23 protein-coding genes are annotated in these 25,704 nt (G+C 72.9%); 5 read left to right on the top strand and 18 right to left on the bottom strand.

Annotated elements, in window-relative coordinates; all coding sequences use genetic code 11:
- Positions 1-25 precede the first annotated feature (25 nt).
- The 5 genes from ACZ7DY_RS24350 to ACZ7DY_RS24330 form a co-directional block, all read right to left on the bottom strand.
- On the bottom strand, positions 26-676 hold the full coding sequence (locus ACZ7DY_RS24350) for a hypothetical protein (RefSeq protein ID WP_471138351.1): 651 nt from the start codon (positions 674-676) through the stop codon (positions 26-28).
- 125 nt (positions 677-801) lie between these two features.
- Positions 802-3,237 (bottom strand): dolichyl-phosphate beta-glucosyltransferase, encoded by a 2,436-nt coding sequence (locus ACZ7DY_RS24345; RefSeq protein ID WP_471138349.1) that lies wholly within the window; start codon positions 3,235-3,237, stop codon positions 802-804.
- Positions 3,234-3,929: a GntR family transcriptional regulator gene (locus ACZ7DY_RS24340; protein WP_471138348.1), complete on the bottom strand. Its 696-nt coding sequence runs from the start codon at positions 3,927-3,929 to the stop codon at positions 3,234-3,236. Before ACZ7DY_RS24340 ends, ACZ7DY_RS24345 begins: the two co-directional genes overlap by 4 nt.
- 168 nt (positions 3,930-4,097) lie before the next feature.
- Complete coding sequence (locus tag ACZ7DY_RS24335) at positions 4,098-5,453, bottom strand: aminotransferase class III-fold pyridoxal phosphate-dependent enzyme (protein ID WP_471138347.1); 1,356 nt, start codon at positions 5,451-5,453, stop codon at positions 4,098-4,100.
- Between the two features lie 477 nt (positions 5,454-5,930).
- Positions 5,931-6,428, bottom strand: a complete 498-nt coding sequence (locus ACZ7DY_RS24330) for a hypothetical protein (RefSeq protein WP_471138345.1) — start codon at positions 6,426-6,428, stop codon at positions 5,931-5,933.
- Between the two features lie 84 nt (positions 6,429-6,512).
- Here ACZ7DY_RS24330 and ACZ7DY_RS24325 point away from each other — a divergent pair, with 84 nt between their 5' ends.
- Positions 6,513-7,208 (top strand): response regulator transcription factor, encoded by a 696-nt coding sequence (locus ACZ7DY_RS24325; RefSeq protein WP_471138344.1) that lies wholly within the window; start codon positions 6,513-6,515, stop codon positions 7,206-7,208.
- Positions 7,209-7,212: 4 nt separating this feature from the next.
- On the top strand, positions 7,213-8,553 hold the full coding sequence (locus ACZ7DY_RS24320) for a sensor histidine kinase (RefSeq protein ID WP_471138343.1): 1,341 nt from the start codon (positions 7,213-7,215) through the stop codon (positions 8,551-8,553).
- Here ACZ7DY_RS24320 and ACZ7DY_RS24315 read toward each other — a convergent pair.
- Positions 8,492-9,298, bottom strand: a complete 807-nt coding sequence (locus ACZ7DY_RS24315) for a VTC domain-containing protein (protein ID WP_471138341.1) — start codon at positions 9,296-9,298, stop codon at positions 8,492-8,494. The two genes, ACZ7DY_RS24320 and ACZ7DY_RS24315, sit on opposite strands and share 62 nt — an antisense overlap.
- A complete protein-coding gene (locus ACZ7DY_RS24310; protein WP_471138339.1) occupies positions 9,295-9,975 on the bottom strand; it encodes a DUF4956 domain-containing protein in 681 nt (226 codons plus the stop codon). Before ACZ7DY_RS24310 ends, ACZ7DY_RS24315 begins: the two co-directional genes overlap by 4 nt.
- A gap of 177 nt (positions 9,976-10,152) precedes the next feature.
- Between ACZ7DY_RS24310 and ACZ7DY_RS24305 the strand changes: the two genes are divergently transcribed.
- Positions 10,153-12,171: a serine/threonine-protein kinase gene (locus tag ACZ7DY_RS24305; protein ID WP_471138337.1), complete on the top strand. Its 2,019-nt coding sequence runs from the start codon at positions 10,153-10,155 to the stop codon at positions 12,169-12,171.
- A 128-nt stretch (positions 12,172-12,299) separates the two neighbouring features.
- Here ACZ7DY_RS24305 and ACZ7DY_RS24300 read toward each other — a convergent pair whose 3' ends face one another.
- A complete protein-coding gene (locus ACZ7DY_RS24300; protein ID WP_471138335.1) occupies positions 12,300-13,583 on the bottom strand; it encodes an adenylosuccinate synthase in 1,284 nt (427 codons plus the stop codon).
- A gap of 196 nt (positions 13,584-13,779) precedes the next feature.
- On the opposite strand from ACZ7DY_RS24300, the gene ACZ7DY_RS24295 reads away from it, so the two are divergent.
- A complete protein-coding gene (locus ACZ7DY_RS24295) occupies positions 13,780-14,733 on the top strand; it encodes a diacylglycerol kinase family protein (protein ID WP_471138333.1) in 954 nt (317 codons plus the stop codon).
- A 222-nt stretch (positions 14,734-14,955) separates the two neighbouring features.
- Here ACZ7DY_RS24295 and ACZ7DY_RS24290 read toward each other — a convergent pair whose 3' ends face one another.
- The 7 genes from ACZ7DY_RS24290 to ACZ7DY_RS24260 form a co-directional block, all read right to left on the bottom strand.
- Positions 14,956-16,182, bottom strand: coding sequence for a cytochrome P450 (locus ACZ7DY_RS24290; protein ID WP_471138332.1), 1,227 nt, complete (start codon positions 16,180-16,182; stop codon positions 14,956-14,958).
- Between the two features lie 40 nt (positions 16,183-16,222).
- On the bottom strand, positions 16,223-16,897 hold the full coding sequence (locus ACZ7DY_RS24285; RefSeq protein ID WP_471138330.1) for a response regulator: 675 nt from the start codon (positions 16,895-16,897) through the stop codon (positions 16,223-16,225).
- Positions 16,894-18,225 carry a sensor histidine kinase gene (locus ACZ7DY_RS24280; protein ID WP_471138329.1) on the bottom strand — a complete coding sequence of 444 codons (1,332 nt, stop codon included), beginning with the start codon at positions 18,223-18,225 and terminating at the stop codon, positions 16,894-16,896. The genes ACZ7DY_RS24285 and ACZ7DY_RS24280 overlap by 4 nt, the downstream gene beginning before the upstream one ends.
- 109 nt (positions 18,226-18,334) lie before the next feature.
- On the bottom strand, positions 18,335-19,213 hold the full coding sequence (locus tag ACZ7DY_RS24275; RefSeq protein WP_471138327.1) for an alpha/beta hydrolase: 879 nt from the start codon (positions 19,211-19,213) through the stop codon (positions 18,335-18,337).
- Between the two features lie 91 nt (positions 19,214-19,304).
- A complete protein-coding gene (kynU, locus tag ACZ7DY_RS24270) occupies positions 19,305-20,516 on the bottom strand; it encodes a kynureninase (protein ID WP_471138326.1) in 1,212 nt (403 codons plus the stop codon).
- Entirely contained in the window at positions 20,509-21,381 is an 873-nt protein-coding gene (locus tag ACZ7DY_RS24265) for a tryptophan 2,3-dioxygenase family protein (RefSeq protein WP_471138324.1), read from the bottom strand. Before ACZ7DY_RS24265 ends, kynU begins: the two co-directional genes overlap by 8 nt.
- A gap of 151 nt (positions 21,382-21,532) precedes the next feature.
- A complete protein-coding gene (locus ACZ7DY_RS24260) occupies positions 21,533-22,117 on the bottom strand; it encodes a CGNR zinc finger domain-containing protein (protein ID WP_471138322.1) in 585 nt (194 codons plus the stop codon).
- Positions 22,118-22,227: 110 nt separating this feature from the next.
- Between ACZ7DY_RS24260 and ACZ7DY_RS24255 the strand changes: the two genes are divergently transcribed.
- Positions 22,228-23,355, top strand: a complete 1,128-nt coding sequence (locus tag ACZ7DY_RS24255) for an NADH:flavin oxidoreductase (RefSeq protein ID WP_471138321.1) — start codon at positions 22,228-22,230, stop codon at positions 23,353-23,355.
- A 119-nt stretch (positions 23,356-23,474) separates the two neighbouring features.
- On the opposite strand, the gene ACZ7DY_RS24250 is transcribed toward ACZ7DY_RS24255, so the two are convergent.
- The 3 genes from ACZ7DY_RS24250 to pyrE all read right to left on the bottom strand — a co-directional run bounded on the left by ACZ7DY_RS24250 (position 23,475) and on the right by pyrE (position 25,684).
- Entirely contained in the window at positions 23,475-23,888 is a 414-nt protein-coding gene (locus tag ACZ7DY_RS24250) for a DUF3151 domain-containing protein (protein ID WP_471138319.1), read from the bottom strand.
- Between the two features lie 92 nt (positions 23,889-23,980).
- Entirely contained in the window at positions 23,981-25,003 is a 1,023-nt protein-coding gene (gene fbaA, locus ACZ7DY_RS24245) for a class II fructose-bisphosphate aldolase (RefSeq protein WP_471138318.1), read from the bottom strand.
- Between the two features lie 129 nt (positions 25,004-25,132).
- A complete protein-coding gene (pyrE, locus tag ACZ7DY_RS24240; protein WP_471138316.1) occupies positions 25,133-25,684 on the bottom strand; it encodes an orotate phosphoribosyltransferase in 552 nt (183 codons plus the stop codon).
- Positions 25,685-25,704: the final 20 nt, after the last annotated feature.

Here is a 25,704-nt window from a genome sequence, read left to right as displayed (position 1 = left end):
CCGTGCCCGGGATCCCGCGCCTGTCCTAGCTGTAGACGATCATCGAGCCCTGGGCCAGGCTCCGGGTCGCCGCCGCGTGCAGCCCCAGCCAGACGTGCCGTTCCCGCGCGAAGGGGCTCTCGTCCGACGGCGGGACCGCGGCCGGTTCCTCCAGGGACGTGGGGGCCTTCGGCGGGGCCGGGGGCAGCGGCGGGTTGGCCGGGTCTATGCCGATCGAGGGGGCGACGAACTCCAGCTCGCGCAGGAGCGCCTGCGAGGAGCCGAGCGGGCCGCCGCCGGCCAGGAGCTCGTCGTTGGAGAGCGGCGCGGGGAAGTCCACCGGCACGTACGCGCCCGCGTGGTCGTAGTGCCAGACCAGGTGCGACTGCTGGGCCGTGGCGTCGAACATCTCCAGGAGCTGTTCGTAGTCACCGCCCAGGGCGTCCACGGGGGTGACCTCGAGGCCGCAGATCTGCAGGAGGTAGGCGCGGCGCAAAAAGTGCAGCGCGTCGTAGTCGAAGCCCGCGACCGGCGCGACGTCACCGGAGAGGCCCGGCATGTAGGCGAAGACGGGCACGGACGGGAGTCCGGCCTCGTGCAGGGCCTTGTCGTAGACGGCGAGCTCTTCCGCGAAGGGGTTGTCGGCGCTGTGGCACAGCACGTCGACGAGGGGGACCAGCCACAGGTCGCAGGCCAAGAAGGACTCCTCGGGTCGTAGCGGTGGTGTGCGTGCGGTGGTGCGCGTGCGGTGGTGCGCGTGCGGTCGTGTGCGTGCGGTGTACGTGCCCGGCGTGCAGGCAGCGTAGTCGGGCGAGGGGCCCGTCAGCTGCCCTTGTGCGCCACCGGTACGCGGCCCGGACGCAGGTCCCACACCCATACGCCGTCTACCCACTTTCCGGGGCGGCCAAGGAGCGCCTCGACGGTCCTGCGCAGTTGTGTGTCGTTCCGCTGCGGCGCCAGGACCAGGACGCCCGCCTTCCAGAACGTCAGGTCCTCGCGGGCCGCCGCCCGCCAGGCCGGGGTGACGTCGGGGACGCGGCCCGTGGAGCTGACGGCGCGCAGCAGGTTGGAGGTGTTGCGGGGCGAGGGCCCGTAGATGCCGACGCGGTCCGGGCCCCAGGGGCCGTTGAAGTAGCCGCCGGGGATGCGGAAGCCCAGGTCGGCGGTGGTCTGCCAGTGCAGGGCCTCCGCGTTGGCGGCGTCCGGGACCGGTACCGGGACGAGGGTCTCGCCCTCGCCCAGGTAGGCCCGCCAGGTGCCGTGCGCGATGAACGGCGGCACGTCGGCCCGGTCCACGGCCTTCAGCGGCGCGGGCAGGACCGGCAGCAGGGCGGCGGCGACGGCCGCGAGACCCGCGTACCGCAGGGGTGTGCGCCGTGGGGCGGCGAGCAGCCGGGCCACCGCGAGCGCGAGCAGCATGCCGAGCGCGGAGGCGCACACCATGGCCACGCGCGATTCGATGACCGACTCGAAGAGCGGACGGCCGGAGAGCGCCGCCCAGGGGCCCGGCAGGACGACGTCCGTGAGCGGGATGCGGATCTTCTGGCCCAGCGAGAGCAGCGCCGCCCCGAGGACGGTGCAGGCGAGCGCCTTGACCGCCGGGCGCTCCCACAGGCGTACGACAATCGCGAAGGCCAGCGCGACCAGCGGCCAGCCGAAGAAGGCGTTCTGCTCGGTGCGGTTCAGGGCGAGGTGGTCGGAGCTCTCCGCGCTGCCCGCGAGGGAGCGTTCCGCGAAGGAGAGGAAGGCGAGCGGGCCGTTGCCCGCCTGGTCGCCGTGCAGCACGCTCTTGTAGCTCTGCGGCCCGAAGAACTGCCAGTACAGGGGGAAGGCGATCAGCGGCAGCGCGACGGCGAGCGCCACCGCGCCGCCGCGCAGGAGCGGACGCCAGGACGCCTTTGCCACGTCCGGGCGGGCCACGGCGTAGGCGAGGGCGAAGAGCAGCATGCCGACCACGGCCAGCAGGAGGGGTTCCTCGCCGAGGAAGATCTGGTACGTGACGTAGAGGCCGAGGACGGCTCCGTCGCGTACGACGCGGGTGCCCTCGCAGAGCCGCAGCGCCCGCTCGATGATCAGCGGGATCATGAACAGGACGATGAAGTTCGGGTGGGCGTTGGCGTGGCTGACCATCGGGGGCGCGAAGGCGGCGAGTCCGGCGCCGAGGGCGGCGGCGCCCCGGTGCGGGACGAGGCGGCGGCGGATCAGCCGGTACCAGGAGACGGCGGTGGCGGCGAGGCCGCCGGTCATCGCCACGTTCAGGGCGGCGGCCGGGCCGAGGAGCCAGGTGACGGGGGCGAGCGGGACGGAGAGGCCGAGCATGACCGTGTTGGCCATGAGGTTCACGCCGTCGGGGACGTTCTGGAGGGTGGTGACCAGGGGGTTGTGGAGGTGGCGGACGTTGTCCGCGGTCACCGCGAAGAACCACTCCCACTGGTTCTGGTCCTGCATGGAGTCGGGGAAGTAGCGGTGGGCCGGCGAGATGAGCCGGCCGGAGAAGAGGAACGCCGACAGGGCCAGGAAGAGGAGCGCGACGACGACGTCGGCGCGGCTGACCGCGCGGGCCTTCAGGGCGGTCAGCTCGGCGAGGACCCTGACGTAGTCCAGCGGCCGGACCTTCGACCCCTCCTGGTGGGACCAGCGCACGGGCACCTCGGCGACGGGCCAGCCGGCCCGCCGGAAGTACTGCAGTATCTCGACGTCTATGCCCCAGCCCCGCAGCCGGGACGCGGCGAACGCCTCTCGGGCCCGGTCGCCGTCGAAGAGCTTGAAGCCGCACTGGGTGTCGCGGATTCCGGGGACGGCGACCGTGCGTATGAGGAAGTTGCCGGTACGGCCCAGGAGTTCGCGCAGCCGGTGCTGGTGGGCGCCGATGGTCGCGCCGGGCCGGGCGCGGGAGCCGATCGCGGCCGCGTGGCCGTCGGTGAGCGCCTTGTCGAGGTGGCCGAGCTCCTCTATGGGCGCGGCGAGGTCGGCGTCGGTGATCAGGACGCGGCGGCCGTAGGAGGCGAGGACGCCGACGCGCAGGGCGTGGCCCTTGCCGCGGTTGCGCTCGCCGCGCAGGAGCTGGACGCGGGGGTCGGCGGCGGCGGCTTCCGCGGCGATCTCCGCGGTGCGGTCGGTGGACCCGTCGTCGACGACGATCAGCTCCCAGGCGCCGGCGTCCGTCATCTCCAGGTGCTCGCGCAGCGCGTCCAGGGTGGGGCCGAGGCGCCGCTCCTCGTTGTACGCGGGGACGACGACGGTCAGATCGACGCTCATGCGGCGGCCAGCCGCTCGATCAGGGCCAGGGAGTGCGCGTTGTACTCCACGACGATGGCGTGGGCGGCCCGCGGGTCCCGGCGCGCCAGCGCGTCGACGAGTTCGGTGTGCCGGGACCACAGGACGCCGCGCAGGTCGCCGCCGCCGCTCTCGCTCCAGCGGCGCAGGTGGGTGACGGCGCAGACCCAGGACTTCACGCGCAGCCTGTGCAGGAAGTCGGAGAGGTAGGGGTTGCCGAAGAGGGCGCTCAGCTCGCGCCAGAAGCGCAGGTCGTAGCCGATCAGGACGGTCAGGTCGCCGGCGCAGGCCGCGCGGGCCGCCTCCTCGCCGCGGCGGCGTACGGAGAGCAGCGCGTCGGCGGCGTCCGTGCGGGCGCCGTGCGCGGCCAGGTCGCGGAAGATGCCGTCGGCGATGAGGCCGCGGGCCTCCAGCATGGCGCGGTAGTCGGCGAGCGTGTGCTCGTGGACGCGGAAGCCGCGGTGCTGGTCGGCGTCGAGGAGCCCCTGCGCGGTGAGGTTGACCAGGGCCTCGCGGACGGGGGTCGCGGAGACGCCGTACTGCTCCGCGATCTCCTTGACCGTGAACTCCTGGCCCGGCTCCAGCCTGCCGGCCAGGACCTCGTCACGTAGGGCGTCGGCGATCTGCTGACGCAGCGTGCTGCGGATGACGGCGGGGCCGTCGGGTCCGGGCATGGTGGTGGGCCTCCCCCGCGGAGTCTGGCGTGGTCGCCTCGACGTGGTCGTCGTGCTCTGGTCCTGCTCTGGTCTTGCTTACGAGCACGTCAGACTACGTGGTCGGGGTTGCGGGGGCGGGGGCCGCGACAGGGCCCCCGCCCGCCGTCACCGCGGGGTGAGGGTGCGCTACACGGTGTGTTCGTCCGCCGCCGTCAGCGCCTCGTCCAGCGCGGCGAGGCCCTCCTTGGCCTCCGCCTCGGTGATGTTGCAGGGCGGGACGACGTGGGTGCGGTTCATGTTGATGAAGGGCCACAGGCCGTGCTTCTTGGCGGCGGCGCCGAAGGCCGCCATGGGGGCGTTCGCCTCGCCCGTGGCGTTGTAGGGCACGAGCGGCTCGCGGGTCTCCCGGTTCTTCACCAGCTCGAGCGCCCAGAACATGCCGGTGCCGCGGACCTCGCCGACCGAGGGGTGGCGCTCGGCGAGCGCGCGCAGGCCAGGACCGATGACCTGGGCGCCGAGGGCGGCGGCGTGCTCGACGATGCGCTCCTCCGCCATGACGTTGATCGTGGCGACGGCGGCGGCGCAGGCCAGCGGGTGGCCGGAGTAGGTCAGGCCGCCCGGGTAGGGGCGCTCGGCGAAGGTCTCCGCGATCTTCCCGGAGATGGCGACGCCGCCGAGCGGCACGTATCCGGAGTTCACGCCCTTGGCGAAGGTCATGAGGTCCGGCGTGACGTCGAACAGGTCGGCGGCGAACCACTCGCCGGTCCGCCCGAAGCCGGCCATGACCTCGTCGAGGATGAAGACGATGCCGTACTTGTCGCAGAGTTCACGCACGCCCGCGAGGTAGCCGGGGGGCGGGATCATGATGCCGGCCGTGCCCGGCACGGTCTCCAGGATGATCGCGGCGACGGTCGCCGGGCCCTCGTAGACGATGGTGTCCTCGAGGTGCTGCAGGGCGCGCTCGCACTCCTGCGCCTCGGTCTCCGCGTAGAAGCGGGAGCGGTACAGGAACGGCGCCCAGAAGCGGACGACGCCCGCCGTGCCGGTGTCCGAGGCCCAGCGGCGCGGGTCGCCGGTGAGGTTGATCGCCTGGTGGGTGCCGCCGTGGTACGAGCGGTACGCGGAGAGCACCTTGGGGCGGCCCGTGTGCAGGCGGGCCATGCGGGTGGCGTGCTCGACGGCGTCGGCGCCCGCGTTGGTGAAGAAGATCTTGTCCAGGTCGCCGGGGGTCCGCTCGGCGATGAGGCGTGCGGCCTCGGAGCGGGCCTCGACGGCGAAGGCGGGCGCGAACGTCGTCATCGTCGCCGCCTGCTCCTGGATCGCGGCGACGACCTTCGGGTGCTGGTACCCGATGTTGGTGTAGACGAGGCCGCTGGTGAAGTCGAGGTAGCGGTTCCCGTCGTAGTCCCAGAAGTACGAGCCCTCGGCGCCGGCGATGGCCGGCGGATCGATGAGCTCCTGTGCGGACCAGGAGTGGAAGACGTGTGCGCGGTCCGCGGCCTTCACGGCGGCGCCGACCTGGGGATTCGGCTGAGGGGTCATGAGGCCGAGGGTAAATGTCCACGGAGCGGACACGGTATGGGCGTCCTGTCTGACGTGACGGACGGAACCCGACAGAGTGTCGCGTGGCGCGGTCGGCTTTTGGCTGCGGGTGGTGGGGGGTGCCTGCGCAGTTCCCCGCGCCCCTGGATAGGACTCGTGCGGGTCTCACTTTTGCTGCGGGTCGTGGGGGTTGCTCGCGCAGTTCCCCGCGCCCCTGGGGTACCCGGGGTGCGGTTCGTTATTTCCCTGCGGGTGGTGGGGGTTGCTCGCGCAGTTCCCCGCGCCCCTTGGCTATCCGGGGTGCGGTTCGGTATTTCCCTGCGGGTCGTGGGGGCTGGGCGCGCAGTTCCCCGCGCCCCTGGGGTGCCCGGGGTGCGGTCACCCTGGAGGTGGCGGTTCGGGGGGTTTTTAGGGGCGCGGGGAACTGCGCGACCAGCCACCGACCAGCCGCACTGGAGACACCACCCCCCGCCCCCCCTAGTCGCCGTCCCTGTCGGGGACCACCTTCGCCCGGGGGCCGTCCGCCGCGCAGCGGATCTCGTACGGGAGGTCGTCCTGCTCCTCGTCGTCGCCGGGTTCCGCCTCCAGGCGGGCCGCCGCGCCCGGCCCCCGCTCCACGTCGTCGTCGATGTGGAAGCCGTCGGCCGGGCTCCACGAGACCAGGTACACCGTCCCGTCGGCCCGGCACTCCACCGTCGCCGCACCCCCTGTGAACCGGACGGTGGAACGCTCCGGCGAGGGTGGGGGTGAGGAGGGGGAAGAGGGGCGCGCCGTGGGCGAGGACGGCGCCGGGGGACGAGGGGACGCCGATGACGACGCCAGCGCCCTGCGAACCGCCGCCTCGTCCAGCGGACGACTGTGCGCCGCCCCTCCCCCGCCGTCCGAACTCGCCAGCTGCCACGCGCCCAGCGCCCCCGCCGCCGTCCCCACGGCCACCCAGGCCGCCGTGCCGACGGCGCTCCGCCACTTCCTCATCCCGCCACTGTGCCGCATCGTTTCCTAACGCCCGGTTAAGACCCCGACAAGGGTGCCGACCCCGCCCCTCACTACGGTGGTTGTATGGCCCATCTTCTCGTCGTCGAGGACGACCCCCAGCTCCGCGGCGCCCTCGTACGGGCCCTGCGCGACAAGGGACACGCCGTGGCGACCGCGCCGAGCGGCATGGCGGGCCTGGACGCCGCGGTGACCAGCAGGCCCGACCTGGTCGTCCTCGACCTGGGGCTGCCGGACGTCGACGGCGCGCAGGTGCTGCGCATGCTCCGCGCCGTCAGCGACGTCCCCGTCATCGTGGCCACGGCCCGCGACGACGAGCCGCAGATGGTCGAGGTCCTCGAGGCGGGGGCCGACGACTACATCGTCAAGCCGTTCGGCGCCGCCCAGTTGGACGCGCGGGTCAAGGCGGTGCTGCGCCGCCTCGGCGTCGGCGAGACGGAGGAGCCGCTGCGGGTGGGCGCGCTCTCCATCGACCCCGCGTCCCGCGAGGTGACCCTGGACGAGGCGGCGCTCGACCTGACGCCCCGCGAGTTCGACCTGCTCGCCTATCTGGCCCGCCGCCCCGGCCAGGTGGTCTCCCGCCGCGAACTGCTCGCCGAGGTCTGGCAGCAGCCCCTGGGCGGCGCGGACAAGACCGTCGACGTCCATCTGTCCTGGCTGCGGCGGAAGTTGGGCGAGACCGCCCAGGAACCCCGCTATCTGCACACGGTCCGCACGGTGGGCGTGAAACTCGCGGCCCCCGAGGGCCGGGACGCGGACTAGACCGATGCGCCGCAGCCTGCTGCTCCTGACGGCGGCCACCACCGCCCTGGTCCTCACCGCCCTGCTCGTGCCGCTCACCCTCCTCACCCGCACCCATGCGGCGGACCGCGCCACCGCCGAGGCCACCGCCCGCGCCCAGTGGGTGGCCCATGCCCTCGGCCCCGCGCTGGCCACCGCCGACGAGCGCGCGACGGCCGAGCAGACCGTGGAGAGCGTCAACGGCGAGGGGCTGCCCGCCACTTCGCTCATCCTCGCCGACGGCCGGGTCATCGGCGCGCGCCCGCGCCACGCCGCCGTCACGGACCCCGTACGGCTCGCCCGCACAGGCCGCGCCTTCACCTACGAGACCAGCTCAGGAAGCCGCCTGGTCCTGGTCCCCGTCCAGGGCGCCAAGGACGGCACGGCCGTCGTCCAGGTGACCCTCACGGAGAAACAGCTGTACGCGGGCACCCTCGCGTCCTGGCTCGTCCTGGCCGGCATCGGCGTCGGCCTCGTCCTGCTCGGGCTGCTCCTCGCCGACCGGCTCGGCGCCCGCCTGGTCGGCGCCACCCGCCGCCTCGCCCGTACCGCCGACCGGCTGGCAGCGGGCGACCTGACGGCCCGCGCGGAACCGGAGGGCCCGCCCGAACTCCGCCTGGTCGCCGGCGAGCTGAACCGCCTGGCGGCCCGTATCGACGAACTCCTCACCGCGGAGCGGGAGAACGCCGCCGACCTGGCCCACCGCCTGCGCACCCCCGTCGCGGCGCTGCGCCTGGACGCCGAGACGCTCCGCGACCCGGACGAGGCCCGCCGCATCACGGCGGACGTCACGGCCCTCGAACGCAGCGTCGACGACGTGATCCGCAAGGCGCGGCGCCCGCTGCGGGCGGCGCCGCGGGCTGACCTGGCGGCGGTGGCCCGCGAACGCGCCGCGTTCTGGGAGCCGTTGGCGGAGGACCAGGAGCGCGCCACGCGCACCACGACACCGCCGCACGAGGTCCTCGTGCCGGTCCCGGGCGACGAACTCGCCGCCGCCCTGGACGCGTTGATCGGCAACGTCCTCGACCACACGCCTCAGGCCACGCCGTTCACCCTCACGGTCCGCCGGACGGCCGACGGCGGCGCGGAGCTGACCGTCGCCGACGAGGGACCCGGCTTCCCCGGCGGCACGGCCCCGGACCGCGGCACCAGCGGAGCCGGCTCCACCGGCCTCGGCCTGGACATCGCCCGCCGCACCGCCGAGGAGGCCGGCGGCCGCTTCGAGACGGCCAACACCGACTCCGGGTCCGGCGCCCGCGTCACGCTCACCTTCCCGCCCGTACCTCCCGGGGGAACGCCGTCCGCACCGCCCGCGCCCACTTGTTGATCCCCAGCTCCGGGCGGACCGCGGCATATCCGCCGCAGTACTTCGTGAAGTCCGCGGCCCGCACCCCGAACCGGTGCAGCAGCCGGTCGGCCTCCGTAAGACTGCCCTTCGTCTTGGTCTCCACCAGCACGAGGCCGCTGTCGGCGACGGCACTGCGGCCGGTCGCCGTGTCCCGCACGACCAGACCCGCGTCGCAGGTGATGCGCTGCCCGTCGGCGACGAAGGTGGCCCGCTGGTAGTCGGTCACGAGCGAGGGCGTGAGGCCCTCGGGCGCCTCGATGCCGTACGACCCGCGCAGCACACCGGCGAGGAAGCCGCGCCGCGCCGCGTCCAGGGCGTGGTCGTCGCCCTCGAGCCGCTGCCGGTGCTTGACGGTCTCGCCCCGGCCGCTCTTCAGCTTGATCTCGAACTGCCGCTCCCCGCTGTCGCGGTAGACGCGCTCACGGATCCGGTAGCGCAGCCGCCGCCCCTGCCGGTGGTCGTGGAAGGTGCCGAGCTCCGGGGTGTCGTAGTACGTCGAGTGGTAGCGGAACCAGCGCTTGCCGCCGATGCTGAGCGCCCGGAAGGGGCCGCCGGAGCGCCGGGGGTCGGTCAGCAGGGCGGTGAGGTCCTCGAATATCTCGACGGGCACGAGATAGCTGTTGTCGTAGCGGGCGAGCAGCTCCGCCCTGGCGTTCACTTCGTCGAGCGCGATGGGGTGCGCGGCGAGCGCGGCGCGGCCGATGGCGCGTACGGCGGGGTTCACACGGTCTCCTTCGGGTACCTGGGGGCGATCGTGTCGGACCGGGTCGTGCGTCGTCGTTGCTGATCGTGGTCGATGGATCGGGCCGTCTTCCGTACGAACTCCCGGGCGCGCGCGGAAGGTTCCGGCTGACGGAAGCGGACTTCCAGCACCATGAGGTCGCGTACGAAATCGATCTCCTGGACGGTCCACCCCAGCGGCTCCCCGAGCCGCCGCGCCAGCTCGGCGCGGAGGGCGGTCTCCTCCCGGTACACGGCGTCCAGCGTGACGACGGCCCGCCGGTCGTGGGCGAACAGGCGCGGGTGGTCGGCGCCGTACATGACGACGAGCAGCACACCCGCGAGCCCGGCGGCGACCGGCAGGTCCAGCGCGGGAAGACCGCAGAGCAGGCCGAGCACGAGGGTGATGAAGTAGTACGCGACCTCCTGGTGCTGCAGGGCGTCGGAGCGCAGCCGCACGATCGAGAGCACGCCGAAGAGCCCGAAGCCGAGGGCGAGTCCGCCGTCGCCGCCGACCGTCCCGAGCCCGGCGACCACCGCGAACAGCGCCACGTTCAGCGCGAGGTACGCGGGGACGAGCTCGCGCCTGCGGTGCCGCGGATAGAAGACACCGAAGGTCAGCAGGGCGACCGCGGCCAGATCGAGGCCCAGGTGGGCGCTGAGGGTCAGGGTGCTTTCCATGCCGGGGACGCTAGGGATCCGCGGGTTAAGGGCGCCCCTCGTGGACGTTAAGGAAGCGGCCGGCGGCGGTGTGCGACCAACCCGTTACGGAACCGTAGAGCCAAGGGGGCCCCACCCTGTCGTACCGCCGCACTATCCTCACTCTGTTGCACACCAGTGGGGGAGGTCGGTGCGGCGATGGAGAAGCTCGTGCCCGGAGATCCGCAGCGCATCGGCGCGTACCGGCTGCTGGCGCGCCTCGGCGCCGGCGGCATGGGCCAGGTGTACCTGGCGCGTTCGGACCGCGGCCGGACCGTGGCGGTCAAACTGGTCCGCCAGGAGCTCGCCGAACAGGACGAGTTCAGGAACCGCTTCCGGCAGGAAGTGCAGGCCGCGCGGCGGGTGGGCGGCGCGTGGACCGCGCCGGTCCTCGACGCGGACACCGAGGCGGTGATCCCGTGGGTCGCCACGGGGTACGTGGCGGGGCCCTCGCTGCAGGGCGTCGTCTCGCACGACCACGGCCCGCTGCCCGAGCGGTCCGTGAACATCCTCGCGGCCGGGCTCGCCGGCGCGCTCAAGGACATCCACGCGGCGGGCATCGTCCACCGCGACCTGAAACCGTCGAACGTCCTGGTCACCATCGACGGCCCGCGCGTCATCGACTTCGGCATCGCCCGTGCCCTGGAGACGGTCACCGACGGCGGCCTGACCCGCACCGGCGCGCTGGTCGGCTCGCCCGGCTTCATGGCGCCCGAGCAGGTGCGCGGAGACCGCATCACCCCGGCGTGCGACGTGTTCTGCCTCGGCTCGGTCCTCGCCTACGCGGCCTCTGGGGCGCTGCCCTTCGGTACGGCCAACAGCGGGGTGCACGCGCTGATGTTCCGCATCGCGCAGGAGGAGCCGGACCTCTCCGGTCTCCCCGAGAGCCTCTCCGAACTGATCGGCGCCTGCCTGCGGAAGGACCCGGCGGCCCGCCCCTCGCTCGACGAGATCCAGGAGCGGACGGGGGCGGCGGACGCCCTGGGCGACGGCCGCACCCTCGACCCCTGGCTGCCGGGCGCGCTCGTGGCCCAGCTGGGGCGGCATGCCGTGCAGTTGCTGGACGCGGAGGATCCGGAGGAGCGGTCGTCGGTGGGGGCGGCCGTGCCCGGTGGTGCGTCCGGCGGTGCCGCTGCTTCCGGCCCGGCTGCGGCCGCTGCGGGTGGTGCCGCGGCTGCGAGTGGTGCTGCGGCTGCGGGCAAGGGTGATCAGGCGGGCGCGGGGGCCGCTCCGGCCGATGCGGGAGCCGCGGGAGCTGCGGCTGATGCGGGTGATGCGGCCGATGCGGGTGACACGAGCGGTCCGGGCGACCAGGCCGGGGCGGATGGTTCCGCCGCGACGCCGCCGCCTCCCGGCACGCCCGGTTCCACGCCGCCCCTCGACCACCTGCCGACCATGGTGTCCGGACAGGCCCCGCCGCCCGCCCCGCCGCCCGGCATGCCGGCGTACGGCTACCCCCAGCACCCGCAGCAGCACCCCCGGCCCGCCGCCTACGGCTACCCGAACCACCCCCAGCAGCTCCCGCCCGGATATGGGCCCACGCCCCCGTACGGGCCGGGCGCGACCCCGCCGTACGGTCCGGTGCCGCCGCCCGAGCCGCCGCGCCGCAACGGCCGTTCGACGGCCGCGCTGATCGTCGTCGCGTTGATAGTGGCCATAGGAGCGGGCGGCACCGTCTACGCCGTCATGAACGGCGACGACTCCGGGGACAAGGGGAAAGACGCCAAGAACAGCGCCAACAGCGGGGTGAAGACCCCGGGCCCCTCCTCCCCGACGCCGGGCCCCACCACCCCCGGCCCGACGTCCACACCGGAGGAGGACAAGGGCACCATCCCGGACAAGTACCTGGGCACCTGGAACGGCGGGCTCGACACCAAGTCCGGCCACAGCACCCGCGAACTCACCCTCCAGCAGGGCGAGAAGGGCGACACGGTCCTCTCGGTGACGGCCGACGGACCGACCGACGACGGCGGCACGTACCACTGCGTCTTCGAGGGAAAGCTGGAGTCCGCCTCCGACGAGCGGCTGCACATCGGCCCCACCGTGATCACGGTCGGCGAACCCATGTCGTCCTGCACGCCCGGCGACCCGAGCGTGATCACGATCCTCGGCAACGGCAAGCTGCGGCGCGCGAACACCGACGGCAGCGGCGAGCTGACGTACGACAAGGGCTACTGAGGGGCGCGGTACCGGGGGAACATTCCGGTCTCCACCGACAGCGCAAGGGGTGGGTCGCGCTTCGGCGCGACCCACCCCTTCGGGTGAGCTCTGTGCACCGCGAGCCCCGTGTCCCAGGGGCGGGCGGCTCAGACGAACGAGTTGATCTCGATCGTCTCCGTGCGGCCCGGGCCCACGCCGATCGCGGAGATCGGGGCGCCGGACATCTCCTCCAGGGCCTTCACGTAGCCCTGCGCGTTCTTCGGCAGGTCGGAGAAGGTCTGGGCCTTGGTGATGTCCTCGGACCAGCCGGGGAGGTACTCGTAGACCGGCTTCGCGTGGTGGAAGTCGGTCTGGGAGTACGGGAGCTCCTCGACGCGCTTGCCGTCGATCTCGTACGCCACGCAGACCGGGATCCGCTCCCAGCCGGTGAGGACGTCCAGCTTGGTGAGGAAGAAGTCCGTCAGGCCGTTCACGCGGGTCGCGTAGCGGGCGATCGGGGCGTCGAACCAGCCGCAGCGGCGGTCACGGCCGGTGGTGACGCCGCGCTCGCCGCCGATGCGGCGCAGGTCCTCGCCGTCCTGGTCGAACAGCTCCGTCGGGAACGGGCCCGCGCCGACGCGGGTCGTGTACGCCTTCAGGATGCCGATGACGCGGCTGATCTTCGTCGGGCCCACGCCCGTACCCGTGCAGGCACCACCTGCGGTCGGGTTCGAGGAGGTGACGAAGGGGTACGTGCCGTGGTCCACGTCCAGGAGCGTGCCCTGGCCGCCCTCGAACAGGACGACCTTGTCGTCGTCGAGCGCGTTGTTCAGGATCAGCGTCGTGTCGGCGACGTACTGCTTGATGTTCTCGCCGTGCTCCAGGAGCTGCTCGACGATCTGGCCGGCCTCGATCGCGCGCCGGTTGTACAGCTTGGTCAGGAGCTGGTTCTTGATCTCCAGCGCCGCCTCGACCTTCTGCTGCAGGATCGACTCGTCGTAGAGGTCCTGCACGCGGATGCCGGTGCGGTTGATCTTGTCGGCGTAGGTCGGGCCGATGCCGCGGCCGGTGGTCCCGATCTTCCGCTTTCCGAGGAAGCGTTCCGTCACCTTGTCGACCGTGACGTTGTACGGCGTGATGATGTGCGCGTTGCCGCTGATCAGCAGCTTCGACGTGTCGACGCCGCGCTCGTTCAGACCGCTCAGCTCGGAGAGCAGGACCGACGGGTCGACGACGACTCCGTTGCCGATGACGGGCACGCAGTCCGGGGAGAGAATCCCGGAAGGGAGGAGGTGCAGCGCGTACTTCTGGTCGCCTACGACGACCGTGTGGCCGGCATTGTTGCCGCCCTGGTAGCGCACCACATAGTCCACCGAGCCACCGAGCAGGTCAGTGGCCTTTCCCTTGCCTTCGTCACCCCACTGAGCACCGAGCAGCACAAGTGCGGGCACAGGCGTACACCCCTTCCGGGCGGGGCATGTCCAAGGTCAGGGGCCGTCGCCCCCGTATGGGTGTGGCGTGTACGGCCCGAGTCTGCCTCGGATGCTGCCCCGGAATAGACGAAGCCCCTGGCGCAATAGCGCAAGGGGCTCTTGCACAAAGATGCTACCCGAGGTCTCAAAGAACGGCTAAAAGAAAGGGCGCACCTTGTCGGCTCGCGACCAGCTCCTAGTCGTCATCGACCCGGTCGCCCGGCGCACGGACGGTGAGTCGGTACGGATCGCGAAGGACGTGCTCGGCGCGGGTGCGGCGGTCCGGGTCTGCCTGCCGGACGGGCCCGAGGACTTCACGAAAGCGCTGGCCAGGAGGGGTGCGCGGCGTCTGGTGGTGATCGGGGACGACCGGGCGCTGCTGCGGGCGGTCGGCACGTTGCACCGGGAGCGGGAGCTCGCCGGGTGCGCGCTCTCGGTCGTTCCGGTGGGCGCGGCGCAGACGCTCGCGCGGGGGCTCGGGGTGCCGGTGGGGGCGGTGGCGGCGGCGCGGGCGGTTCTGGAGGGGGTCGAGCGGCGGCTCGATCTGTTGGTGGATGAGAGTGATGGGGTGGTGTTGGGGGATCTGCGAATTCCTCCTGTGGGGGCGGGGAGCGCGGGGGGTAGTGCCGGGGTGGCGGCGGGTGTCGCCGGGGCCGACGGGGTTGCGGGTGGTGTGACCGGTGGCGGTGGGGCCCTGGGTGGTGGCGGTGGTGGGCTGGATGTTGCCGGGGCCGCGTCCCGGGTGGCGGCTCCCGCTGAAGGGCACGCTTGGCTGCGTACCTGCCAGTCCTTTGTCCGTACCCTCGCGGCGCGCCCCGCGCGGCCGGGCGGTGGCGCGGGGCGCGGCACCACGCGGCTGCGGGTCGAGGCGGACGGTGTGGTCCTCGTCGACCTGGACCAGCCGGTCGAGGGCGTCCGCGTGACCTCGGTCCACGGCGGGCTGGCCCAGGTGGAGGTCCGGCCTCTGTCGGTGGGCGCGGAGGCGGCGCCGGTACGGGTGCGGGCCCGGACGGTGACGGTGTCGGGGGCGGACTTCCGGTACCGGGCGGACGCGGTGGTGGCGGGGCCTGTGCGGACGCGGACGTGGACCGTACGGCCGCTGGCCTGGGGGCTGACTTTGCCTCGGTGACCCCGGGGTGGTGGTTGGCGCGTGAAGGGTGGGTGGGGGGTGTGGTGCTTCGGCGGCTGCGGGTGGTTTTCGGCCGGGGTTCCGTGGTGCGGGGCCGCGGGGGTATGTGCGTACTCGCCATCCCTGCGCCACGCCGTGCGGACGAAGGCGCCAGTGTTTGCTCGGTGCTCCGTTCGCACATACCCCCACGTCCCCTCCCGTCTCGGGGGCGGGTACGGGTCGCTACACCTGTACGAGGAGTTCCTTCAGGCCGCGGATCACGAAGTTCGGTTTGCGGGGTGGGGGCTCTGTGAGGGTGAGGGTGGGGGCTTGGTGGAGGAGGGCCTGTAGGGATGCCGTCAGTTCCATGCGGGCCAAAGGGGCGCCTATGCAGTAGTGGATGCCCGCGCTGAAGGAGATGTGCGGGTTGTCCCGGCGGGTGAGGTCCAGGGTGGCGGGGGCGGTGAAGACCGTGGGGTCGTGGTTGGCGGAGCCGAAGAGGAGGGCGAGTTCCGCGCCGCGCGGGATGGTCACACCGTCGATCTCGATGTCGTCCAGTACCCAGCGCTCGAAGAGTTGCAGCGGGGTGTCGTAGCGCAGCAGTTCCTCGACTGCCCGGGGGGCCAGGGTTTTCGGGTCCGCGCGGAGGGCCAGCAGTTGGGACGGGTTGCGGAACAGTGCGTACCAGCCGTTGACCGTGGCGTTCACCGTCGCCTCGTGCCCGGCGTTGAGCAGCAGCACGCAGGTCGAGATCATCTCCTGCTCGGTGAGGGACCGTCCGTCCTCGTACGCCGCGATCAGGCCTGAGATGAGGTCGTCGCCCGGCTTCTCCCGGCGGGCCGCGATCAGCGTTCTGAGGTAGGCGCTGAATTCGAGCGACGCCTGGACCGCGCGGCGGGCCGTCTCGTCGGGCGGGTTCAGCTCGTACATGCCGCAGATCGCCGCCGACCAGGGGCGGAGCAGCGGGCGGTCGCCCTCAGGGATGCCCAGCATCTCGGCGATCACGGCGACGGGGAGCGGTTCGGCGACGCGGGCCGCCAGGTCGCCGCCGCCGTCCGCCACCAGGTCGCGCACCAGGCGGTCCGCGAGCCCCTCGACGTACGGGCGGAGTCCCTCGACCGTGCGCGGGGTGAACGCCTTCGACACCAGGCGGCGGACGCGGGGGTGCGTGGGTGGCTCCAGGTCGAGCATGCCGTTGTCGTTGAGGACGTGGAACGGCTCGTGCTCGGGCGGCGGGGCCGGGCGGCCGAACTCCTCGTGGGTGAAGCGGTGCAGGTAGGTGCGGCCCAGGCGCCGGTCGCGCAGCAGGGCCGCGACGTCCTTGTGGTGCGGGACCAGCCACTGGTCGGTCGGCGCGCAGTAGTGGACGCGGCCCGCCTCCCGCAGCCGTTCGTACGCCGGGTAGGGGTCGGCCAGGAACTCCGGGGAAGCGGGGGTGAAGACGGTCGCCGCGTCGAAGGGTGCGTCCATGGCGTGACGCTAGTCCCGCCGTGGTTCGGTGAACAGTCCCTCAGCCCGGTGTGACCAGGCGTGCCTCGTACGCGAACACCGCCGCCTGCGTCCGGTCGCGCAGCCCCAGTTTCACCAGGACCCGGCTGACGTGCGTTTTGATGGTCGACTCCGCGACCACCAGTCGTGCGGCGATCTCCGCGTTCGACAGGCCCTGTGCGATGAGGACGAGGACCTCCGTCTCGCGCTCGGTGAGTTCGCCGTACTGCTGGGCCTGGACCGACGCCGGCAGTCTCGGCGTCTGGGCCAGCTTCGAGAACTCCGTGATCAGCCGGCGCGTCACGGTCGGCGCGAGCAGCGCCTCGCCGGAGGCCACCACCCGTACGCCGTCGGCGAGCTGGCGTGCCGACGCGTCCTTGAGGAGGAAGCCGGAGGCGCCCGCGCGCAGCGCCTGGTAGACGTACTCGTCGAGGTCGAAGGTGGTCAGGACGAGGACCTTGCAGCCGTCCGTGCCGGCGGAGGCGACGATCTCGCGGGTCGCCTCGATGCCGTTCAGCTCGGGCATGCGGATGTCCATCAGGACGACGTCGGGTGCGAGTTCGCGCACCCGGCGCACCGCCTCGCGGCCGTTGACAGCCTCGCCGACGACCTCGATGTCCGGCATGGCGTTGAGCAGGACGGAGAAACCTTCGCGGACCATCATCTGGTCGTCGGCGATGAGGACGCGGATCGTCATGACAGGTCCTCTCCGAGCCGGTCCGCGTGGGCCACCGGCAGGAAGACGGTGACCTCGTAGCCGCCGTCCGCCGTCGGCTCCGCCGTCATCTCGCCGTTCAGCATCGTGACGCGCTCCCGCATGCCGGTGATGCCGTGTCCGGCGCCCGGGGACGGCTTGAGCAGGCCGGTCGCCGGGCCGTTCACGATGCGCAGGCCGAGGCCGCCGAGGACGTAGCCGACCTCGACGCGGGCCGGGGCGCCCGGCGCGTGGCGCAGGCTGTTGCTGAGCGCCTCCTGCACGATGCGGTACGCGGAGAGCTCCACGCCCTGCGGCAGCTCGCGGACGGCTCCGGTGACCACCTTGTCGACGGTCAGGCCCGCGTCGCGGACGTTGTCCAGGAGCCGGTCGAGGTCGGCGAGGGTGGGCTGCGGGGCGTCCGGCGCCTCGTAGTCCTCGGCCCGTACGACGCCGAGGACGCGGCGCAGCTCGGTGAGGGCGGCCACCGCGTTCTCGCGGATGGTCACGAAGGCCTGCTCCAGCTCGGGCGGCGGGTTCTCCACGCGGTAGGGGGCGGCCTCCGCCTGGATGGCGACGACCGACATGTGGTGGGCGACGACGTCGTGCAGTTCGCGGGCGATGTTGGTGCGCTCCTCCAGGAGGGTGCGCTTGTCGCGCTCGATGGCGGTGACGGTGCGCTGCACGGTGACCTCGCGCTGCGCCTCGCGGCGCACGTGCGCCACGGTGGTGACCAGGAGCGCGAGCGCCGAGAAGAAGAGCATCTCCGCGCTGTCGCTGTCGGGGCCGCCCAGGAACACCTGGACCGCCACGGAGTACGCCGCCGTGGTCAGCCACATCCACGCGGCGGTGCGCGGTCCGGTGCGTGCCGTGACCACGACCATCACCACGATGTGCGCGAAGAACGCGGCGGGCGTCCACGGCCAGCCGTCCCAGGTGTTCCCGAGGGCGCCGGTGAAGGGCGTGGAGAGCAGCGCGATCCAGAAGGCGCCGACCGGCCTGACCAGCGTCATCAGGATGGCGACGGCGGGGATCAGCCCGGTCACCGCGTACGCGAGGTGGTTGCCGACGCCTCCCGTCCCGAAGGCGAGGAGCAGGGTGATGAGGGCGGCGGCCCCCACCAGGGCGTGCGGGGCCCAGCCCGCGTACCGGCGTATCCGCCGGGGCAGGTGGCCGCCGACGGGGCCGTCCGTGCCCCTGGGCGGCAGCGGGCGGTAGGCGAAGGCGTCGTGGAACAGCGTCTGGCGCAGGCCGCCGACGGCGCCCGCCACCAGGCGGTACTCGGGGCTTCTCTGGCCTCTGGCCGCGAGCGGCTCGGTCTTCTCGGTCACCTCTACGACGGTACGGGGGCGGCGCCGCCGGGTCGTCCATAGCGAGAGGGGTTCCCCGGCATCCGTCCCAGGTACTACTCGGGGCCCGCAGGGGTAGGCCGGGGACCGGTCAGAACGCCAGCTGCGCGATCTCCTCCGCGACCACCGCGCAGGCGTCCGCCGCCGGGTCGATCAGCGGGAAGTGGCCGACGTCCTCCAGGAGCGTGAGTCCCACGACCTCGCCCGCCTTCGCGGCCGCGTCGGCGTACGCCTCGGCCACCGCCTGCGGCACCGTGATGTCGGTGCGGCCCTGCACCACGGTCGTGGCGATGCCCGTCGGGAGCAGCGCCGCCGGGTCCGCGTACGGCAGCCGCTCCTCGAACCGGGCGGCGCCGCCGAGGAGCTGGGCCGACGCGCCGCCGCAGACGGCCAGTTCCTCGGCGAGCCGGAGGTCCGCGATCGGGGCGAGCGCGACGACGCCGCGCAGGGGCACGGGGCGTTCGGTGTGCCAGGGCGCGTCGGCGGGCAGCAGGTGGCGTGCGGCGGCCCACAGCGCGAGGTGGCCGCCGGCCGAGTGGCCGGTCACCACGGTGCGGCGCGGGTCGGCGCCGGGCAGCGCGGTCCGTACGAGCGAGGGCAGGGCGTCGAGGGCGGCCGCCACGTCGTCGAAGGTCTCCGGCCAGCGTCCGGCGACGGGGGCGGTGCCGCCCTGCGCGGGGATCGGGCTGCCCCTGCGGTACTCGACGTTGGCCACCGCGAAGCCCTTCCTGGCGAGGAAGTCCGCGAAGGGGGTGACGTGCCGCCGGTCGTAGGGGGCTCGCCACGCGCCGCCGTGCAGGAGGACGACGAGCGGCGCGGGACGGTCCGCGTCGCCCCGGGGGGCGTAGAAGTCGACGACCTGGTCGGGGTGGTCCCCGTACGCGGCGGTGGTGTCCGGCTCCACGGCGGGATGCGCGAAGGCGGCATCGGCCTCGGCGGCATCGCGGGCCACGGCGGCGTCGTCCGGCATGCGGCAACCTCTCAACGGCAGTGCGGCGGCTGGCGGGACCGCTCCCGCTCTTCCGGCGCGGAAAAGCGGGAGCAAGATCCGCCGGACGCTATCAGTCCAGCGTCTTCGCCAGTACCCGGGCGGCCCGCTCGGCATCGCCGAACGAGACGTACAACGGCGTGAATCCGAACCGCAGCACGTCCGGCGCGCGGAAGTCGCCGACCACGCCTTGCTCGATCAGGCGCCGCATCACGTCACCGGCGCCCTCGCAGCGCAGCGCGACCTGGCTGCCGCGTTCGGCGTGCGCGGCGGGCGTGAGGGAGACGACCCGGCCCGCGGGCACGTACGCGCCGACGCACCGCAGGAAGAAGTCCGTCAGGGCGAGCGACTTGGCCCGCACCTCCTCCACGGACACGCCGTCCCAGACGTCGAGCGCGGCCTCCAGGGCGAGCATCGACAGGATGTCCGGGGTGCCGACGCGGCCGCGCAGCGCCCCGTCGGCCGCCTCGAACTCCGGCCGCATCCCGAAGGGTTCGGCGTGCGAGTTCCAGCCGGGCAGCGGGGAGTCGAAGCGGTCCTGGAGCGCCTCTCGTACGTAGAGGTAGGCGGGCGAACCCGGGCCGCCGTTCAGGTACTTGTACGTGCAGCCCACCGCGAGGTCCACGCCGTGCTCGTCCAGGCCGACCGGCAGGGCGCCCGCCGTGTGGCACAGGTCCCAGACGGCGAGGGCGCCCGCCGCGTGGACCGCCGCCGTAAGCCCCGGCAGGTCGTGCAGGCGGCCGGTGCGGTAGTCGGCGTGGTTGAGCAGGACGGCCGCCGTGCGCCCGCCGAGGACGCCGGGGACGTCGGCGGGGGCCACCGGGATCAGCCGGCAGCCGGTGAGGCGGGCCGCCGACCCGGCGATGTACCCGTCCGTGGGGAACGTCGTGGCGTCGACGACGATCTCGTCGCGCCCCTCGTCCGGGGGGCCGGTCGGGCCGCCGGAGCGGGCGATGCGGACGGCGGCCACCAGCGCCTTGAAGACGTTGACGCTGGTGGAGTCGCCGACCACGATCTGGCCCGGGGCGGCGCCGACCAGCGGCGCGATGCGGTCGCCGATGCGCTCGGGCGCGGTCCACCAGCCGCTCTCGTCCCAGGAGCGGATGCGCAGCTCGCCCCACTGGCGGCCGATGACGTCCGCGACGCGTCCGGGCACGTGGGCGGGGAGCGCGCCCAGGGAGTTGCCGTCCAGGTAGACGGTGTCGTCGAGGACGAACTCCTTGCGTTTGGCGGCGAGTTGGTCCCCGGCGTCCAGAGCCTTTGCCTCGGCCCGCAGGTCAGACATGGCTCCTCGCAGTCCACAGCTCGGGGAAGACGTTCTTCTGCGCGCGCTTCTCCAGCCAGGCCACCCCGGCGGAGCCGCCCGTGCCGGTCTTGGCGCCCATCGCGCGGCGGGTGGCGACCAGGTGGTCGTTGCGCCAGCGCCACACCAGCTCGGCGACGTCCGTCAACGTCTCGCCCAGGCGGGCCAGTTCACCGCTCTCGTCGCCGGAGTAGAGCTCGGTCCAGACCGCCTCGACCTCGGGCGAGGGCTCGTACCTCTTGGAGAGGTCGCGGTGCAGGACGGCGTCGGGTATCGCGTAGCCGCGGCGGGCGAGGAGGCCGAGCACCTCGTCGTACAGGCTCGGCTCGTGCAGCGCCTTCTCCAGCTCGGCGTGGACGCGCGGGGCGCCGCGGTGCGGGACGAGCATGGACGCGGACTTCTCGCCGAGCAGGAACTCCATGCGGCGGTACATCGCGGACTGGAAGCCGGAGCCCTCGCCGAGCGAGCCGCGGTAGGAGTTGAACTGGGCGGGGGTGAGCTGGGCGAGCGGCTGCCAGGAGGCGTTCAGGGCCTCCAGCTCGCGCAGGCTGCGCTTGAGGGCGTTCTGCGCCACGGGGATGTCGTCCCGGCGCAGGGCGTGCGCCGCGGTCTCCCACTCGTGGACGATCACCGTGAACCACAACTCCATGACCTGGGTGGTGACCAGGAAGACCATCTCGCCGGGGTCGTCCGAGCGCAGGTGCTGGAGGTGGGTGAGGACGTCCGCCTGGACGTAGTCCTCGTAGGGGGTGGTTCCCGCGAAGTCGAGGTTCGGGCTCTCCGCCTCGTCGACCTCGGTGGACGCCGCGCGCTCCTCGTGGGGTGCTTCATGCGTCTCTGGGGACATCGCTGTCTCCTCGATACGTACTCCGGGTAGCGGTCCGCCCCTGCCGTTACCGGCACGGGGGCCCCGGTCCCCACGGGAATCTTCTGCAACTTTCCCGCGATCGGCAAGGCCCCCGCCGACCGCGTACAGCAGCAATCGCGAGACGCTGCTGTCAGGTACGTCGGCGGCGCTCCCGGCAGGCCCGCAGGTGGGCGGCGTTCCCGCAGCCGCGCACCGAGTGCCAGACGCCGCTGTTGTTGCGGGAGCGGTCGTAGAAGGCGGCGGCACAGCACGCGTTGCGGCAGATCTTCAGCCGCCGCCAGACGCCCGTGGCCTGGGCGAGCAGCCCCTCGGCGAGGACGGCCGAGGCCAGCCAGCGCGCGCCCGCGCCCTCCGGCTCCACGGAGAGCGCGCCGTCCCCGGAGAGCTCGACCACCACCGGTGCGGAGGTGAAGCGCACCGCGCCCGCGTCCCCGTCCTCCGCGGCGAGCGCCCGGCGCAGCTGGTCGCGCAGGCAGCGCAGTTTCGGCAGGTCCTCGGCGGTCAGCTCCAGGCGGGCCTCGCCCCGGCCCGTCGCGGCGGCCCAGGACCGCACCGCCTCGTCGGCCCACTCCTGGGCGCGGTCGAGGGCCCCGTCGGCGAGCAGGTCGACGGAGTCGGGAAGGCCGGCGGGCGCGGTGTTCAGGAGTTCCTGGACGAGGGCGAGGCCGCCGGGCGCGGCGGTCAGAAGGAGGCGCTCGGTCGCGGGCCAGTTCATGCCGTCCACGGTACCCGTCCTGGCGTCGACATGAGCAAAAGGCTTACAGTGCTGTCAGAGGCGTCTGCCTCTGTTCGCGCCGGAAACCCCGCAGAACTCCAGGAGCCCCCATGGAAGCCACGGAAACCGCCACCTCACGCGCCGCGCGGATCCTCGGCCGCCCGTTCGACATCAACGGCCTCAGCCTGCGCAACCGCATCGCCATGGCGCCCATGACCCGTGAGTTCTCGCCCGACGGCGTGCCCGGCACGGACGTGGCGGAGTACTACGCCCGCCGCGCCGCCGGCGGCGTCGGCCTGATCGTCACCGAGGGCACCTATGTCGACCACGCGTCGGCGGGCAGCAGCCACCGCGTCCCGCGCTTCCACGGCGAGGCGGCGCTCGCGGGCTGGCAGCGGGTCGCCGAGGCGGTCCACGCGGCGGGCGGCAAGATCGTCCCGCAGCTCTGGCACGTCGGCGCCACCCGCGACGAGGGCCAGGGCCCGGTGCCCGCCGCGCCCCCGGCGGGCCCCTCCGGCCTCGGTCTTGACGGCGCCGCCAAGGGCAGGGCGATGACGGGCGCCGACATCGACGCGGTCATCGGCGCCTTCGCCGACAGCGCGGCCGCCGCCGAGCGGATCGGCTTCGACGGCGTCGAACTGCACGGCGCGCACGGCTACTTGATCGACCAGTTCCTCTGGGGCACCACCAACCGCCGCACCGACGGCTACGGCGGCGACCTCGCGTCCCGCACCCGTTTCGCCGCGGAGATCGTCGAGGCGGTGCGCGCGGCGGTCTCGCCGTCGTTCCCGGTGATCTTCCGGCTCTCGCAGTGGAAGGCGTACGCCTTCGACGCCAAGCTCGCCACGGACCCGGCCGAACTCGACGCCCTGCTCGCCCCGTTGGCCGCCGCGGGCGTCGACGCCTTCCACGCCTCCACGCGCCGCTACTGGCTCCCCGAGTTCGACGGCGCCGACCTCAACCTCGCGGGCTGGGTCAAGAAGCTCACCGGAAAGGCCACGCTCTCCGTCGGCTCGGTCGGCCTCGACAAGGAGTTCGTGGGCCCGCAGGGCTTCGCCGCGAAGGCCACGTCCACCGGCATCGACCTGCTCCTGGACCGCATGGAACGGGACGAGTTCGACGTCATCGCGGTGGGCCGCTCCCTGATCGCGGACCCCCAGTGGGCGGACAAGGCCCTGACGGGCCGCCTCACCGAAGCGACCCCGTACGACGCGAGCCTCCTGAGCACCCTGCGCTGAGCGATTCAGCCCGTCCGGCGTTTGAGGACGAGGCCGTCCAGGCCGAAAAGGGGGGTCCGGGGGCACAGCCCCCGTGACAGGGGCCCGGGGAGTGACAGCACCCCGGACCCCCGCTCACGTCAGCCGAGCGTCACCGCCGCGGTCTCCGAGGAGTCCCGTAGGAAGCCCGCGCAGCGCTCGTACTCCTCCTGCTCGCCGATCGCCTGCGCGGCCCGCGCGAGGGCGTGCAGGGCGCGCAGGAAGCCGCGGTTCGGCTCGTGCTCCCACGGCACCGGGCCGTGGCCCTTCCAGCCGCTGCGGCGCAGCGCGTCCAGGCCGCGGTGGTAGCCGGTGCGGGCGTACGCGTACGACTCGACGACGCTGCCCCGCTCGTACGCCTCGTCGGCGAGCTGGGCCCAGGCGAGCGAGGACGTGGGGTACTTCGCGGCGACGTCGGCGGGTGCCGTGCCGTTCGCGAGCAGCTCGCGCGGCTCCGGGTCGTCGGGCAGGTGGGTCGGGGGCGGTCCCCCGAGCAGATCCTTGTGAATGGCCATGAGCCCAAGTCTGCGCCATGCGCAGACCGGACACGCAGACGGGCCCGGCACCCCGCGGAAGGGGTACCGGGCCCGTACGGACGCCGGAGGCGTTACTTCAGCCGCGTGCCCGTGGAGCGCAGGTTCGCGCAGGCCTCGGTGACGCGCTCGGCCATGCCCGCCTCGGCGGCCTTGCCCCAGGTGCGCGGGTCGTACGTCTTCTTCGAGCCGACCTCGCCGTCGACCTTCAGGACGCCGTCGTAGTTCTTGAACATGTGGTCGGCGACCGGACGCGTGAAGGCGTACTGCGTGTCCGTGTCGAGGTTCATCTTCACGACGCCGTTCTCCAGGGCGGTGGAGATCTCCTCGGCGGTGGAGCCGGAGCCGCCGTGGAACACGAAGTCGAAGGGGGACTGCTTGCCGTACTTGGCGCCGACGCCCTCCTGGAGGTCCTTGAGGAGCTCGGGGCGCAGGACGACGTTGCCCGGCTTGTAGACGCCGTGGACGTTGCCGAAGGACGCGGCCAGGAGGTAGCGGCCCTTCTCGCCGAGGCCCAGGGCCTCGGCGGTGCGCAGCGCGTCGTCGACGGTCGTGTACAGCTCGTCGTTGATCTCGTGGGTGACGCCGTCCTCCTCGCCGCCGGTCGGGGTGATCTCGACCTCGAGGATGATCTTCGCGGCGGCGGCCTTCGCGAGCAGCTCCTGGCCGATGGCCAGGTTGTCGGCGAGGGTCTCGGCGGAGCCGTCCCACATGTGCGACTGGAAGAGCGGGTTCCGGCCGGCCTTGACGCGCTCGGCGGAGACGTCGAGCAGCGGACGCACGTACCCGTCCAGCTTGTCCTTCGGGCAGTGGTCGGTGTGGAGCGCGACGGTGATGTCGTACTTGGCGGCGACGATGTGCGCGAACTCGGCGAGGGCCACGGCGCCCGTCACCATGTCCTTGTTGTGCTGGCCGCCCAGGAACTCCGCACCACCGGTGGAGATCTGGATGATGCCGTCGCTCTCGGCCTCCGCGAAGCCGCGCAGGGCCGCGTGCAGGGTCTGCGAGGAGGTCACGTTGATCGCCGGGTAGGCGAACTTGCCTGCCTTCGCCCGGTCGAGCATCTCGGCGTAGACCTCGGGGGTTGCGATGGGCATGTGTCCGCTCCTTGTGATGTGCGGGTGTGTGCTTGGCCCTGACCTAAGGGGGCGACGTCATCGTCGCCCCCATCTTTCCAGACGAGCCGGGCGGCTCCTGCCGGTCGCGGCCCGGCGGGACCAAAGTCCTCAGTCGGCCAGGCCGAGGTCGTCCTTGGAGTACGCGAAGAGGTAGGGCACGCCCGCGCCCTCGGTGATCTTCTCGCCGGCGCCGGTGGCGCGGTCCACGATCGTGGCGACGCCGACGACCTCGGCGCCCGCCTCGCGGACGGCCTCGACGGCGGTCAGCGGCGAGCCGCCGGTGGTGGAGGTGTCCTCGACGACCAGGACGCGGCGGCCCTTGATGTCCGGGCCCTCGACGCGGCGCTGCATGCCGTGCGCCTTGGCGGCCTTGCGGACGACGAAGGCGTCCAGGCGCTCGCCGCGTGCGGCGGCCGCGTGCAGCATCGCGCCGGCGACCGGGTCGGCGCCCATGGTCAGGCCGCCCACGGCGTCGAAGTCGAGGTCCTTGGTGAGGTCGAGCAGGACCTGGCCGACCAGGGGGGCGGCCTCGCCGTCGAGGGTGATCCGGCGGAGGTCGATGTAGTAGTCGGCCTCCAGGCCGGAGGAGAGCGTCACCTTGCCGTGCACGACGGCCTTGTCCTTGATCTGCTGCAGCAGCTCGCCGCGTACGTCAGTCATGCCCAAGAGCTTAAAGCCCG

The sequence above is a fragment of the Streptomyces sp. NPDC037013 genome (genome assembly GCF_055607265.1).
This window is presented reverse-complemented; position numbering and strand designations above follow the sequence as displayed.